Annotated in this window: 12 protein-coding genes; 5 read left to right on the top strand and 7 right to left on the bottom strand. The window is 54.4% G+C overall.

From position 1 onward, the window contains the following. Positions 1-156: 156 nt before the first annotated feature. The 5 genes from ACK4HN_RS05460 to mnmA are packed head-to-tail and all read right to left on the bottom strand — an operon-like array spanning position 157 to position 5,509. Positions 157-852, bottom strand: a complete 696-nt coding sequence (locus tag ACK4HN_RS05460; protein WP_409868620.1) for an N-acetylmannosamine-6-phosphate 2-epimerase — start codon at positions 850-852, stop codon at positions 157-159. Beyond that, entirely contained in the window at positions 849-3,440 is a 2,592-nt protein-coding gene (locus ACK4HN_RS05455; protein WP_409868621.1) for a TIGR03960 family B12-binding radical SAM protein, read from the bottom strand. Before ACK4HN_RS05455 ends, ACK4HN_RS05460 begins: the two co-directional genes overlap by 4 nt. Before the next feature lie 24 nt (positions 3,441-3,464). Further along, the gene (locus ACK4HN_RS05450; RefSeq protein ID WP_409868622.1) at positions 3,465-4,139 is read right to left on the bottom strand and encodes a hypothetical protein; all 675 of its coding nucleotides are present in this window, start codon (positions 4,137-4,139) and stop codon (positions 3,465-3,467) included. A gap of 5 nt (positions 4,140-4,144) precedes the next feature. Then, positions 4,145-4,375, bottom strand: coding sequence for a DNA-directed RNA polymerase subunit omega (locus ACK4HN_RS05445; RefSeq protein WP_409852157.1), 231 nt, complete (start codon positions 4,373-4,375; stop codon positions 4,145-4,147). Positions 4,376-4,399: 24 nt separating this feature from the next. Next, on the bottom strand, positions 4,400-5,509 hold the full coding sequence (gene mnmA, locus ACK4HN_RS05440; protein ID WP_409852154.1) for a tRNA 2-thiouridine(34) synthase MnmA: 1,110 nt from the start codon (positions 5,507-5,509) through the stop codon (positions 4,400-4,402). 233 nt (positions 5,510-5,742) lie between these two features. Between mnmA and ACK4HN_RS05435 the strand changes: the two genes are divergently transcribed. From ACK4HN_RS05435 to hisD, 4 genes are all read left to right on the top strand, one after another. Then, complete coding sequence (locus tag ACK4HN_RS05435; RefSeq protein ID WP_409868623.1) at positions 5,743-6,027, top strand: RNA recognition motif domain-containing protein; 285 nt, start codon at positions 5,743-5,745, stop codon at positions 6,025-6,027. An 88-nt stretch (positions 6,028-6,115) separates the two neighbouring features. Then, on the top strand, positions 6,116-7,111 hold the full coding sequence (ilvC, locus tag ACK4HN_RS05430) for a ketol-acid reductoisomerase (protein ID WP_409868624.1): 996 nt from the start codon (positions 6,116-6,118) through the stop codon (positions 7,109-7,111). A 21-nt stretch (positions 7,112-7,132) separates the two neighbouring features. Next, on the top strand, positions 7,133-8,194 hold the full coding sequence (gene ruvB / locus ACK4HN_RS05425) for a Holliday junction branch migration DNA helicase RuvB (RefSeq protein WP_409868625.1): 1,062 nt from the start codon (positions 7,133-7,135) through the stop codon (positions 8,192-8,194). 391 nt (positions 8,195-8,585) lie between these two features. Beyond that, complete coding sequence (gene hisD / locus ACK4HN_RS05420; protein WP_409868626.1) at positions 8,586-9,881, top strand: histidinol dehydrogenase; 1,296 nt, start codon at positions 8,586-8,588, stop codon at positions 9,879-9,881. On the opposite strand, the gene ACK4HN_RS05415 is transcribed toward hisD, so the two are convergent. Further along, complete coding sequence (locus ACK4HN_RS05415; RefSeq protein ID WP_409868627.1) at positions 9,878-10,975, bottom strand: ArsA family ATPase; 1,098 nt, start codon at positions 10,973-10,975, stop codon at positions 9,878-9,880. The genes hisD and ACK4HN_RS05415 overlap by 4 nt on opposite strands. 869 nt (positions 10,976-11,844) lie before the next feature. On the opposite strand from ACK4HN_RS05415, the gene ACK4HN_RS05410 reads away from it, so the two are divergent. Beyond that, positions 11,845-12,120, top strand: a complete 276-nt coding sequence (locus ACK4HN_RS05410; protein ID WP_409868628.1) for a hypothetical protein — start codon at positions 11,845-11,847, stop codon at positions 12,118-12,120. On the opposite strand, the gene ACK4HN_RS05405 is transcribed toward ACK4HN_RS05410, so the two are convergent. After that, positions 12,059-13,444, bottom strand: a complete 1,386-nt coding sequence (locus tag ACK4HN_RS05405; RefSeq protein ID WP_409868629.1) for an IctB family putative bicarbonate transporter — start codon at positions 13,442-13,444, stop codon at positions 12,059-12,061. The two genes, ACK4HN_RS05410 and ACK4HN_RS05405, sit on opposite strands and share 62 nt — an antisense overlap. Between the last annotated feature and the right edge of the window lie 27 nt (positions 13,445-13,471).

The raw sequence follows: 13,471 nt of genomic DNA, 5'->3' as shown, positions 1-13,471 counted from the left end.
AAAGTTGGGTACGACATCCCCAAGTTTTAGGCTCATAGATGGTGGCTCCTAGGCTAACGATGTATTTTTAGCTACGGATTCTATCTTGCCACAAACTCTCGTTTATCGGTCGGAATATAGAGGAAAATATACAAACCCAGAGAATTTGGACACAGTTTAGGGTTGAGAATTGTCAATCCTGTTTGCCTTGAGGGCTTGAACATACTGCTGCACCTTGAGGTCAATCCCCGTAATATCGGTGCCTACGACCACTGCCCAAGCGCCCAGACTTAAGGCTTTTGCTGCCATTGTTGGACTGGCAATCCCCCCTTCACAGAGGATGGGGACACTGAAATGTTCGACCAGTTGACTAAGCAGCGACCAACTGGGGGGTGGGGTATGCGCCGTGGTTTCGGTGTAACCAAAGAGGGTCGTGCCCACCCAATCGGCACCCGCAGCAACCGCCGCTTCCGCACTTTCAAGGGAGTCAATATCGGCCATCACGGGCTTGCCCAGGTCATCGTGAATTCGCTGAATCAAATCCTCGAGGGGTTCAGGGCGCGATCGCGCGGTGGCATCGAGGGCAATGACATCGGCACCTGCTGCAGCAACGGCCAGCGCATCAGCAAAGCGAGGCGTAATGTACACAGGATAGTCGGGCAACTCCTGCTTCCACAGGCCAATGATGGGCACATTTACGGCTTGGCGCACCGCCTGAATATGGGCTGGGGTATTGATGCGCACGGCCACTGCCCCCCGCAAAACCGCTGCTTTGGCCATGGCGGCGATGATTTCTGGGGCAGCCAAGGGGGAATCTGCCGGGGCTTGACAGGAGACAATCAAACCGCCGCGAATTTGCGTTGCTAGGTTCATGATGTTTCGAGGTGCAATTTCTGACGGGCGATCGCCCCCAGTTCTAAGGCCAAGCCACTGACTTTCTCTAGTAGGTAAAGAACATGCTCTGGCCGTAGAAACGTGCCATTGTTGCGATAGACGCCGGTGTAAATCACCTTGAGGGCTGGCCACTGGTCTTGGTGCTCACTCAGGTGAATCTCCAGCAGGCGATCGCGCAAATTCACCACTTGGGTTTTACCTGACTTCGTAGTTAGCTCATAGAGGATTTCAGGCGTAGCTCGCAAGGTCTCTAACCAGTGTTCCCAAGTCTCCCGCTCCACGGATTCAGGAGCATGGATAAGTAGCTCATAGGTGGCCGCCCGCAGGGCTTCACTGGCAGCGGGTTCCGTCAGGGGCACCACCTCACAGGTATAGAGGGGGATCTCCGCTGGCAGTTGTTGCCGCAATTGCTCGAGCACCGTTGGCGGATCCACCTCGCGATAAAACTCCAGATCAACGATTTCGCCGTAACTGGTGACCCCTAGGGGCAAGGCGCTGGCAGTCGAGATGCGCGGCGAAGGATGAAAGCCGCCCGTAAAGGCAATGGGCAACTGGGCACGGCGCACTGCTCGCTCAAAGAGGCGCAGTAAATCCAAATGGCTTAGGAGGGTCATTTCCCCGGTTTTGCCAAAGGTAAGGCGCAGACGCTGCACACGCTCATGCGGGGGTTGAGGTTGACCTTGAATGGGGGGAATCGGTGGCGGCGGCACGACCACATTGTGGCCAAAGTCAATGCCACACACCCCACAGTGGGAACACCCCTCAAAGGAACAATCAGGCACCACCACAGCTTCTAAGGCACGGCGCAAGTCTTCCTTCAGCCATGCTTTACTAATGCCGGTATCAATGTGATCCCAGGGCAGAGGGGCATCAAGGTTGTGGCTGCCACCACTAAAGACATTCCACTCACCGGCTTGCAGCTGGCGGTATTTCCAGTCCAGACCGGCTTCTTGAATCGCCTGTGTCCAAGCGGCATAGGCGCGATCGAGACTTTCCCACCAAGAATCTTCCCGTGCCCCCAATTCCCAAGCGCGGCGGATCACAGGCCCCAGTTGGCGATCGCCCCGACCGACAAAGTCCTCCATCGCGGAGATGCGCACGTCCGTAAAGTTGGCCTTCAGCCCCTTAATGGTGCGGAATTCGGCCTTTAGTAGCTCCTGTTTGCGCAGAAACTCATTGGTGGACACCGCATGCCACTGGAAGGGAGTATGGGGCTTGGGGGTAAAGTTAGAAATGGTCAGATTAAAGCTCAGGGGCTTGCGTCCTTTGATCCAGCATTCCCGCTTCAGCCAACGGATCGTTTCGGCAATGCCCAACACATCAGCATCGGTTTCCCCCGGCAGACCAATCATAAAGTAGAGCTTAATTTTATCCCAGCCCTGTTCGTAGGCGGTTTTGATGCCCCGCAGCAATTCCTCATTGGTCAGCCCCTTGTTGATAATGTCCCGCAGCCGCTGCGTTCCGGCCTCTGGGGCGAAGGTGAGTCCTCCTTGGCGCGTACCGCCAACAATATGGGCAATGTTTTCATCAAAGCGATCCACCCGCTGACTGGGAAGGGAGAGGGAGATGTTTTCGTGTTGCAGACGATTTTTGATTTCCACGCCCACAGCGGGCAACGCCAAATAGTCCGAGCAACTCAACGACAGCAGCGAAAACTCGTTGAAGCCGGTGGCGCGCATGCCGGTTTCAATGGCAGCAATCACCTCATCGGGGGCAACATCACGGGCGGGGCGGGTGAGCATCCCCGGTTGGCAAAAGCGACAGCCGCGGGTACAACCGCGGCGAATTTCCACCGTCAGGCGATCGTGCACCGTCGCCACATAGGGAACCAAGCCAATGGCGTAGTGGGGCATGGGCGTGGCCACCCGCCGCAAAATGCGCTCAGGCACATCAGGGCGATTGGGTTTGACGGAGCCATCCCCTTGGCGATCGTAAAATTGCGGCACATAGACCCCCGGCACTTGAGCCAAGTCCAGCAGCAAGTCTTGGCGACTTAAGCCGGCGCGTTTGCCTTCTGCCACCACAAGGCCAATTTCAGGCAAGAGTTCCTCGCCATCGCCAAGGGCAAAAAAGTCGAAGAAATCGGCGTAGGGTTCGGGGTTCGATGTGGCTGTTTGTCCGCCGGCAAAGATCAAGGGAATTTCAGTAATCGAGGCCTGCTGCCGCTCTCGCCACGTCAGGGGCAAGCCAGCCAAATCCAACATTTCCAAAATGTTTGTTGCCCCCAACTCATAGCTGAGGCTAAAGCCAATGAGGTCAAATTCCCGCAGGGGACGGCGCGACTCCACGGCAAAAAGGGGCGTTTGGGTAGCTCGCAATTTAGCGGCTAAATCCGCTGCCGGTAGGTAGGCGCGATCGCACAGTTGATCGGGGACAGCATTGAGAATGTTGTAGAGAATAATGTGCCCCAAGTTTGAAGCGCCCACTTCATAGATTTCCGGATAGCTGAGTACCCAGCGCACCGTTGCGGCCTCCCAAGGCTTATGAACAGCGCCTCGCTCATTCCCCAAATAGCGAGCAGGTTTGAGGATTTCTGGAGTGAGCAACTCAGGAATCGGAACAGCCATGAGTCATTTACCCAATTGCAAAATCTAGGGCAGTAAAAAGCGAGATTCCCCAGTGGGCATCGGGCGGGGGGGTTCAGGGGGCACCAAAAGTCCGGCACTACCGGGTTGGGGAAGGGGAGGAAGTGCGGGGACTCTAGGTGTTGGTCTCGGTGTCGGTTCTGGCAGTGTTGGCTGGGGTGGGGTAGTGGGTAACCCCGCCTGCTGTGCATAGAAAGCAGCCAAGGTGCTCACCAATGCCTCCCGTTGTTGGCGATTGAGCTGGCGAATGGCAGCAACATCCCCTTCCATTGGGTTGACAGTGAGGTAGGAACCTCCCGGATAGGTTTCTCCCCGCAGGAATTCATTCAGCCCCAAATAGTCGGCAAGGGAAATTTTCCAGTCAAAGCGGTAGAGGGGCGATCGCCCTTTGACAGTGGTGTGATAGACAATGAATCGCTCTAGGAGCGTACTCTCTGGCGCCGGCTGGCGGTTTTCTTGGCGAATATAGTGATTTTCCTTCGGGAAACCGGGCAATTTGGGATAGAGGGTTTCCGCCACCAAACGGGGGTTAATCAGAATTTGACCCGTGGCATCGGGCAAGTTGGAGTTAGATTGCGATCGCCCCCCGCTCCAAGTACTGCTCAGGGGCAACCACAACAGTGCCAACAAGCAGCCCCACGTAAACCAACCCAAAAGTGTCCAGCCCCCTCGTCTCCCCATCGCTTCTAATCTGCCAGTAACTCCGGTTGGGCAATCTCATCGGACATTTCGATAATGGCACGGATCACCGGCTTCAGGGGCAGATCATCAAGATCTTCACTCGCCTCTAGCCCCCGCCGCTGTTTGGCACGGTTGGCAATTTGCACCGTAATTCGATAGCGACTGTCGGAATGGTTGATCAGTTGTTCAGCCCGACGGTTAATTTCCAACGATGAGTAATGAAGGCGTTTTTGCATGGTGAGTCCTTTCTTTAGACGTTCTTAAACCTGTGCGGCTATCGTTTCTAGAGGTTCTGGAGTAGGTGTGCTAAAGGGCTGGATGATGCCACCCCCTAGGAGGCGATCGCCCGCATACCAAACCGCCGCTTGCCCCGGCGTGACCCCAAATTGCGGTTCAGCAAACTCTAATTGTACCTGCTCCGAGCGGGGGTCGGGAATGATGGTCACCGGTACAGGGGGGGTGCGATAGCGGATTTGTACTGTTGCGGTGATGGGTTCAGTTGGCGGTGGAATCGAGACCCAGTTTACCCGTGCCACTGTACACTCGCGACGAGCAGCGGTGGCGCGATCGCCAACAATGACGCGGTTGTGCTCCCGATCCAAGGCCACCACGTAGAGGGGTTCAGGTGCCGCAATTCCCAAGCCTTTGCGCTGGCCAATTGTATAGTGGTGGATCCCCTGATGGTACCCCAGCACCCGGCCATGGACATCAACAATCTCCCCCTGCTGACTGGGCAGATACTGATCCAAGAATTGGCGCATGGATCCATGGGCTTCAATCAAGCAGAGGTCTTGGCTTTCCGGTTTACTGGCGGTGTGCAGGCCATACTGCGCCGCAAGGGCACGGGTCTCAGCCTTGGTTTGCTGACCAAGGGGAAACAGCACATGGGCGAGAATCTCTTGGGGCAAGTCATAGAGAAAGTAGCTCTGATCCTTATGGCGATCCACCGCCCGCCACAGTTCATAGCGATCGCTGGTGGGATTGTATTTCACTTGGGCATAATGCCCCGTAGCAATGTAGTCAATCCCCAGTTGCTCACGGCTATAGGCCAGCATTGGCCCAAACTTCACCAAACGGTTGCATTGAGAACAGGGCAGCGGTGTCACCCCACTGGCGTAGCCACTGACCAGATAGTTCACAATATATTTCTCGAAAATTTCACGGCTATCCACAATATGGTGAGGGACGCCCAGCTCCTCACAAAGACGCGCTGCATCCACTAGCCCCTCAGAGCAGCACTGCCCCTTACCCTTCATCAGCCACAGTGTCAGACCGACAACGGGGTACCCTTGAGCTTTGAGGCTGGCAATGGCCACAGAACTATCGACACCGCCGGAAAGGCCAACAACAACCGCCGGTAAATCGGACATTGTTAAGATTCACAAAAAATCTACCTCTTTTAGGGTAGCACTCCTACTTTCGCAGCGCAGGCCATCGTAATCGGCTATAATCGGGAGACAAGGTTGGCGAGTAATCGCCGCTTGAGTTTTTAAGTAGAGCGATTCTTGAGTTCGGTTTTAGGGAAGGTTGGTTACGTGACAGTCATCTCTCCGAAGTCAACGCCAACACGTGGTTCAATTTTTGCTTTGGAGCAGTTCAGATTATGTCTATTTATGTCGGCAACCTTTCCTACACGGCCACCCAAGAAGACCTAGAGGCCATTTTTGCCGAGTACGGTTCCGTTAAACAAGTCTATTTACCAGTGGATCGGGAAACCGGCCGTAAGCGGGGCTTTGGTTTTGTGGAAATGTCCACGGATGCTGAAGAAGAGGCAGCGATCGCCGATCTCGACGGTGCCGAATGGATGGGACGGCAACTCAAGGTCAACAAAGCGCGTCCCCGTGAAGCCATGGGCGGTGGCAACAATCGCTATTCCCGTAATCGTTAACTCCCGCAACTAGCTATATCGGCCCTGCCAATGTGGTAGAGAAATAATAACGACCTGCTGAATGCAATTGGAAAGGAACATCATCGCTATGGCGCGCATGTATTACGACGCAGATGCCCAATTAGAACTCCTCAAAGACAAAACGATCGCCATTATTGGCTATGGCTCCCAAGGCCATGCCCATGCCCTCAACCTGCGGGATAGCGGTCTCAATGTTGTGGTGGGTCTCTATGCTGGTAGTCGTTCTGCAGAGCGCGCCCGTGCCGATGGTCTAGCGGTACACTCTGTGGCGGAAGCTGCAAAAATGGCCGACTGGATTATGATCCTTCTGCCCGATGAAGTTCAGCGGGTTGTTTATGAACAGGAGATTGCCCCCCACCTGCACGCGGGAAATGTTCTCTCCTTTGCCCACGGCTTTAACATTCACTTTGGTCAGATTGTGCCCCCCGACAACGTGGATGTGGTGATGGTGGCGCCCAAAGGACCCGGTCACCTTGTCCGCCGCACCTATACCCAAGGGGAAGGGGTACCCTGCCTATTTGCGGTCTATCAAAATGCCAGTGGTCAAGCCCGTGACTTAGCTATGGCCTATGCTAAAGGGATTGGTGGCACCCGTGCCGGCATTCTGGAAACCACCTTCCGTGAAGAAACCGAAACCGATCTCTTTGGGGAGCAAGTGGTGCTCTGTGGTGGCCTCAGTGCCCTGATTAAGGCTGGCTTTGAAACATTGGTGCAGGCGGGTTATCAGCCAGAGCTGGCCTACTTTGAGTGTCTCCATGAAGTGAAACTGATTGTGGATTTGATTGTTGAGGGAGGTCTTGCCAAAATGCGGGACAGTATCTCCAACACCGCAGAATACGGCGACCTCACCCGTGGCCCACGGATTATCACCGATGAAACCCGCGCGGAAATGCGCAAAATTCTCCACGAAATTCAAACGGGTCAATTTGCCCGTGAGTTTGTGCTGGAAAATATGGCGGGTAAACCGGGCTTTACTGCCATGCGGCAACGGGAGGCAGAACACCCCATTGAACAGGTGGGTCAAGAACTGCGCTCGATGTTTAGCTGGTTAAAACGGGCTTAAACTTTGCCCTAGGGGGCACCGATGGCGATTATTTCGTCGCACAATTCACCGCCGGAGCGATCGCGCCCCCCTTCACTGCTTTCCAATCAACCCACCCTAGAGGAACAGCAGTCCCTAGCTGAAGAATCCCTACGTCCCCGCTCTTTGCAGGACTACATTGGCCAGCAGGAACTAAAGGATGTGCTGCACATTGCGATCGAGGCAGCCAAGGCACGCCAAGAACCCCTTGATCACCTGCTACTCTATGGCCCGCCGGGCTTAGGGAAAACCACTATTGCCTTGATCTTGGCAGCAGAAATGGGGGTCAACTGCAAAGTGACCAGTGCCCCAGCTTTGGAGCGCCCCCGCGACATTGTGGGTCTCTTGGTAAACCTGCAAGCGGGGGATATTCTCTTTATTGATGAGATTCACCGCCTCTCCCGCATGACCGAGGAACTCCTCTATCCAGCCATGGAGGACTTTTACCTTGATCTGACGGTGGGCAAACAGCAAACAGCCCGCACACGACGACTGAAACTCAATCGCTTTACCCTTGTGGGAGCAACCACCCGTGCTGGGGCGTTGACCTCGCCCTTGCGCGATCGCTTTGGTTTAGTGCAGCGGTTGCGCTTTTATCATCCCGAAGAACTCCAGCAGATTGTGCAGCGGGGGGCAGCCCTCTTACAAACCCCCATTACCCCCGAAGCAGCGCTAGAAATTGGCCGGCGCAGTCGCGGCACTCCCCGCATTGCCTTGCGGCTCCTGAAGCGGGTACGGGATTATGCCGATGTGAAGCACGATGGCACGATTAGTCTAGAGGTGGCTACTGCTGCCCTTGAACTGTTCAATGTGGATCCAGCAGGCTTAGATTGGAGCGATCGCCGGCTCCTCAGTCTGATGATTGAGTCCTACCAAGGGGGACCTGTGGGGATTGAAACCCTTGCCGCAGCCACGGGCGAAGATGTGCAAACCATTGAAGAGGTCTATGAACCCTACCTTCTCCAGATGGGCTATCTGCAACGAACTCCCCGAGGCCGCGTCGCCACGCCCCGCGCTTGGCAACACCTAGGCTATACAGGACCAGAAAACCCGTTGCTATTGTGATCTCCTACCCCATCGGTCTAGAGTATGGGCCTTGGTGAGATTGACTCTTATCTTTGGCTGAATGAGACCGTCACCCAACTCAAGGCAGAAGCTTTCTTAGGTGTCTCTCAAAAGGCAAGGAAAAATATACTGAAGGCGATTGGCTTATCTTTTGAGATCATTCCTAAAGTGCGTGACTCCACCCGCGAGGAAGCGCTAGGCGACGAGTGGCGACCTTAGTTCCCTGAGGCTTGCTCTCAAGCCTGAGTACTATGCATTGTTGCCTTCAGCACTCGTGGCTGGCTAGCCTTAACCTGCCCCTGTAATTGGAAAATCGCTGTAAGCTAGGGATAGGGTTGATTAAGGTTTTTTAACCTTTGCCTGACTCTCTGCCTCGCCTACGTGAACGACCATGTTGCGGATCATCACCCAGTTAACAGAGCTACGCGCTGAACTACGCCGCATTTGCGATCGCACCGATAGCGGGGAGATGAGCGAACAACAGGCTACTGTTGAGGCAATTTTGCGCCGTGTCGCCAAGGAAGGCGATCGCGCCCTAATTGAGTACACGGCCCAGTTTGATCACGTTGACCTGACCCCTGAAACGTTACGGGTAAAGGGGGACGAACTGGATGCCGCCTACCAACAGGTGTCCAAAGAACTCCTCGATGCGATTCGCCTCGCCAAGCAACAAATTGAAGCCTTCCACCGCCAGCGAGTCCCCAAAAGTTGGGTGCAATTTGGTGAAGATGGCATTGTCCTCGGCAAACGCTACACTGCCGTTGATGCTGCCGGACTGTATGTGCCCGGGGGACGGGCTGCCTATCCCAGTACGGTTTTAATGAATGCGATTCCCGCTCAGGTGGCCGGTGTGCAGCGGATTGTCATGGTCACCCCTCCCGGTCAGGGCAAAGGCATTAACCCTGCGGTTCTCGTTGCCGCCCAAGAAGCAGGGATTCAAGAGATTTATCGCGTTGGTGGCGCTCAAGCCATTGCCGCCCTTGCCTATGGCACAGAAACGATTCCTCGGGTGGATGTCATTACCGGGCCGGGAAACCTGTATGTCATGCTGGCCAAGAAGCAGGTCTATGGCCGTGTGGGTATTGATTCCCTAGCAGGGCCGTCAGAAGTCTTAATTATTGCCGATGAGGCAGCCAATCCTGTTCACATTGCGGCTGATCTACTGGCTCAAGCAGAACATGATCCCCTTGCGGCAGCCATTTTGCTCACGCCGAGTCTTCCCCTTGCGGAAGCCGTTGTCACTGCTGTTAATGAACAATTGGCTGAGCATCCGCGCCGTGTCCTCACTGAGAAGGCGATCGCCCACTACGGCCTGATTGGCATTGTTCAAACCCTTGAACAAGCCGTTGAGCTATCCAATAACTTTGCCCCAGAGCATCTGGAACTGGAAGTCGAAGACCCTTGGAGCCTTGTGGCGCAGGTGCGCCATGCCGGTGCGATTTTTCTCGGCTATTCCACCCCTGAAGCGGTTGGCGACTATCTAGCAGGCCCCAATCACACGCTGCCCACTTCTGGTGCCGCCCGTTATGCTTCTGCCTTGGGCGTAGAAACCTTCCTCAAACACTCCAGCATTATTCAATACACCCCTGCCGCCTTACGCAAACAGGGGGGAGCGGTCATGACCCTCGCTGAAACGGAAGGCCTGATCTCCCACCGCGACTCCGTGCGTCTGCGCCTTGAGCCTTAGAACGTCACAATTAAATAGGGGGCTTCAAATTTACCGCCGCGAACAGGTTTGTCCTTGAGGCTGGGGGGCAGTTCAATGTGGCGCCGCTGGTCACCGGCTTCTACTGTCAGTTCTCCGCTAAACTCGCCCAGTTTCACCTGCTCTTTGCGAAATCCCGGTAGGAAAATCCGCACCTGTTGTTGAACTTCGTCAAATTCATAGGGAGCAGGTGCTGCCGCCAACTGGGTCAGGTCTGGAAGATGGGAAGCAAGGGCTTGCCAGTCGCTCCAGTCTTTGGGGAGAGCCGAAATGCGCAGTGGTGCAAACGTGTTGCTGACCTCTGGGGTGGGTTCCCCCATACAAAAGACTTCAGAAATGGGAACATTCACCTGTTGAGCACTCCCCCATAGCCATTGGGTCTGAGCGATTGAGATTGCTGTGCCATCCGTTACAAGAAACACCGATAGGCGCTTAGGATCGGCGGCAATCCTTACTCCACGATCAATCCACTCTTTGGCTTCACTGAAACGCTCCTGCACTTTTTGGATATCAATATTCGCTGCCATAATCGCACTCGCGATCGGCCCCCCAATGGCATTGGCGATCGCGTTGAGATCCAGTTGATCCAGCAACCGTTGAAAGCGGCGATAGTACCACGCTAACCCTTGGGGCAACCCAATCAGCCGCAGGGTATCTTGACTATTCCCGCCCACATAGACAATCACATCGTACTCACCACTGCTGTAGTGCACGCGCAACGCATTTAGGGTGAGCAGAGTATCCATCCCCGGTAGAATGACTAATTCCCCCGCATAAACCTTACCCACCAACTCTTGGGGCAAATAGGGTTCCACTAAACGGCTGAGTTCTTGCCATGCCGCGTTGAGACTTTCAGTGGCCAGCAGCTCGGCGATCGCCAATCCCTCTGATAGCAACTTTGGTTGCCAACCAATCCCCGGATCTCGACTGCTGATGAGAAATTGCAGGGAAGTGGCTGGACTGGGTACCGCTAATAAAGTTCGCTGCTGTTGTCTGGCAAACCACTGGGCAATGGCTAGACCCAGTGCGGTTTGTTGTTCTGGGGTTGCTCCTAGGAGAGTAACAATGCGTGTCATGGCCAGTTTCAGGAGGATAGTTGCTTGGATTATCCTATCGGCAAACGGCTGCCCCAAGGTTTTCTAGACAACCCCTCATAAAATCGCCTCTATGGGCAGCTAAATCCCCTTAACGATAAAACCTACTCACTGGGGCGATCGCCCGCCTTCTAGAAGCTTCTAGACCACTCTCAGGCCAAAAAAATTTTTCGCGGCGTAAACAGATCCTCATTAGAACGTTCTGAACCTAAATTCAAATCCTTTTTCACAGTTTTCCCCAAATTCCCCAAGGTTTTCCCCAAGCACTTAGAAGTTCCGAATCCTTTAGCCATCTCAACCCTTCATTCTGTTCTTGTCTTCCTAAAAGTTCTCCAGTATCACGATCCTCTCGTCAAAGATTTCCTCAAGCTCTAAACAAACCAGCTTCAAACTAACCCCAAGTTGCCTCCATCGCATCCTTATTTTTCTCTGACCAAATTTTATTCTCTTTAGGATCTAAGATCTATTACTACTACTACTACTAAATTTTTAAAAAATATTCTTATAGTAGTAGTAGAGCCTGTGGAAATGTGGAAAACTTTTCGGAAATCCGCTTGTAGAGCGGATTTGAGCCACTTACCCCCTGTGGAAAACTTGTGGAAAAAGTAGGGGGTTTTTCCACAGGCTATTATCTCGGTGGAAAAAGAATAAAAAGATTTCCACAGTTTTTCAGAGTTTTTCCGGGGTTTTCCACAGGTTTTCCCCAGAATTTTCCACAGGCTTTTTGGAGTTTTCCACAGGTTACAGAGGGAAGATTTCCGTATTTCTACGGTTCCTCTTGCCAGCGATCGCCCTCAGACTAGAGAAAGGAGATTTTGTAAACCGATACAAACGTTGCTGTGAATTCCCTGATGTTTTCCCTAGAGTGCCCCGCTAACAGTCTTGAGCAAGTGATTGGTCACCTCCCCCCTGTTGAGCAAATTCGGATGTTGATGTACCACCCCTACTTCACCGGGCGCTGTCCTGCCTGTCGGCAACCCATCCATCACTCCCAACTCAAGATGGGTCAATGTCACTGCTCCCATTGTGGCTGGCAAGATCAAGCGGGCGATCGCGAGTCTAACCCTAGCCTTGAGAATCCGTATCCGTTGCCGGCTCTGTCCAAGTCACTGCCGGGGCAAAGCTAGCCACGATCGCCACCATCAGCCACCAGAGCGTAGCCACCTCCGGCCGAAACCAAATCGTATCCACCAGTCCGTGGGTCAGCATTCCCACCATGGTCGCCACAGCTCCCATCAACCAAAATCCTTGAGGATTCCCCATTGCCCGTAATTCCTGCAAGCAACGCCACCCGCGATCGCCCAGCACCGCCAACAACCAGAGAAAGACACTAAAACCAATTACACCCACTTCCACAAGGATTTCCAGAAAAATGGAGTAGGCACTCAAGGCCGTAAAGCGCACATTCACCTGATACAGCGGGTAAATCTGGTTAAATGCTACATTCCCCGGTCCAATCCCTAGCCAAGGCCGTGCCCAAATCATCTGCTGCACTGCCGTCCAAACATTAATCCGGAAATTATTGCTACTGTCGCCTCGGGCAACAAAAATACTCGCTGCTCGCTCCCGCAGCGGCGGCACACTCACAATTGCACCAATACAAAGGGCGATCGCCAGCGTCCCCACAGTCGGCACCCCCCAACGCCGCCATTTCAGCGGTAATCTTGGCCAAAACCAAACCCCCAGCAACCCCATCCCAGCGATCGTCGCCGCCACCAACCCCAACCACCCACCACGGCTAAAGGTCAATATTAGGCTTGCTGTATTCATCCCTAGCATGACCACTGCCAACAGCTTTGGCAGCCAGCCTCGCCACACCGCGATCGCCGCCGCACTCAACGGCACACTAGGCAACAAATAACCCGCCAACAGATTTGGATTTCCCAAAAAGCTATACACCCGTGTCACATTTGCCAAGGCTGACTCTGGATCCGTCCACGTCGCCAACGGCTCCGCCCCAAAAATCCACTGCCGTACCCCCTCCACACTCACCATCAACGCCGTCAGTAGATAGACCGTCACCAAGCGCGATCGCCACCGCTCATTACGCATCACCCGCTCCGCCAGCGCAAAAAACAGCAGGTACAACGTCAACTTCGACAACCCCACCATCGCCGCGCGAGGCACCGGCGACAACACTGTAGCCAACAGCGCAATGCCCCAATACAGCAGTACTAGCAAATGTACCCCCCACCAGCGGCCTTCCCGTTCCCCCGCTAGCGTCCACAGCAGCCAAAACCCACCCCCTGCTGCCAGCAGCATGCCAATCATCTCCGACGGCATCAACGGCGCTAGTACCAACACCAAGCCAACCAGTAGCGCCGCGCAATGGGGGAACCATCGCCCTAACCAACTCTTCTCCTGCCACCCTTGGAGCAAGCCGAAAAGTCGCCCCACCCCACTGTGGCTTCGCCACCCCTCCACATCCAACCGCCGCAGCAGCACATCCATGACACTATCCCTTAAGCACACGTATCG

The sequence above is a fragment of the Thermosynechococcus sp. genome (assembly GCF_046299655.1).
Taxonomy (GTDB): Bacteria; Cyanobacteriota; Cyanobacteriia; order Thermosynechococcales; family Thermosynechococcaceae; genus Thermosynechococcus.
Note: the sequence above shows the minus strand (reverse complement) of the source record. Positions and strands in the feature narration are given on the sequence as shown.

Excerpts from the sequence above, each read along its gene's own strand:
- ACK4HN_RS05410 (WP_409868628.1), top strand. The coding sequence starts at position 11,845 with ATGTTTTCCCTAGAGTGCCCCGCTAACAGTCTTGAGCAAGTGATTGGT.
- ACK4HN_RS05460 (WP_409868620.1), bottom strand. The coding sequence starts at position 852 with ATGAACCTAGCAACGCAAATTCGCGGCGGTTTGATTGTCTCCTGTCAA.
- mnmA (WP_409852154.1), bottom strand. The coding sequence starts at position 5,509 with ATGTCCGATTTACCGGCGGTTGTTGTTGGCCTTTCCGGCGGTGTCGAT.
- ACK4HN_RS05445 (WP_409852157.1), bottom strand. The coding sequence starts at position 4,375 with ATGCAAAAACGCCTTCATTACTCATCGTTGGAAATTAACCGTCGGGCT.
- ACK4HN_RS05450 (WP_409868622.1), bottom strand. The coding sequence starts at position 4,139 with ATGGGGAGACGAGGGGGCTGGACACTTTTGGGTTGGTTTACGTGGGGC.
- hisD (WP_409868626.1), top strand. The coding sequence starts at position 8,586 with ATGTTGCGGATCATCACCCAGTTAACAGAGCTACGCGCTGAACTACGC.
- ilvC (WP_409868624.1), top strand. The coding sequence starts at position 6,116 with ATGGCGCGCATGTATTACGACGCAGATGCCCAATTAGAACTCCTCAAA.
- ACK4HN_RS05455 (WP_409868621.1), bottom strand. The coding sequence starts at position 3,440 with ATGGCTGTTCCGATTCCTGAGTTGCTCACTCCAGAAATCCTCAAACCT.
- ACK4HN_RS05415 (WP_409868627.1), bottom strand. The coding sequence starts at position 10,975 with ATGACACGCATTGTTACTCTCCTAGGAGCAACCCCAGAACAACAAACC.
- ACK4HN_RS05405 (WP_409868629.1), bottom strand. The coding sequence starts at position 13,444 with ATGGATGTGCTGCTGCGGCGGTTGGATGTGGAGGGGTGGCGAAGCCAC.
- ACK4HN_RS05435 (WP_409868623.1), top strand. The coding sequence starts at position 5,743 with ATGTCTATTTATGTCGGCAACCTTTCCTACACGGCCACCCAAGAAGAC.
- ruvB (WP_409868625.1), top strand. The coding sequence starts at position 7,133 with ATGGCGATTATTTCGTCGCACAATTCACCGCCGGAGCGATCGCGCCCC.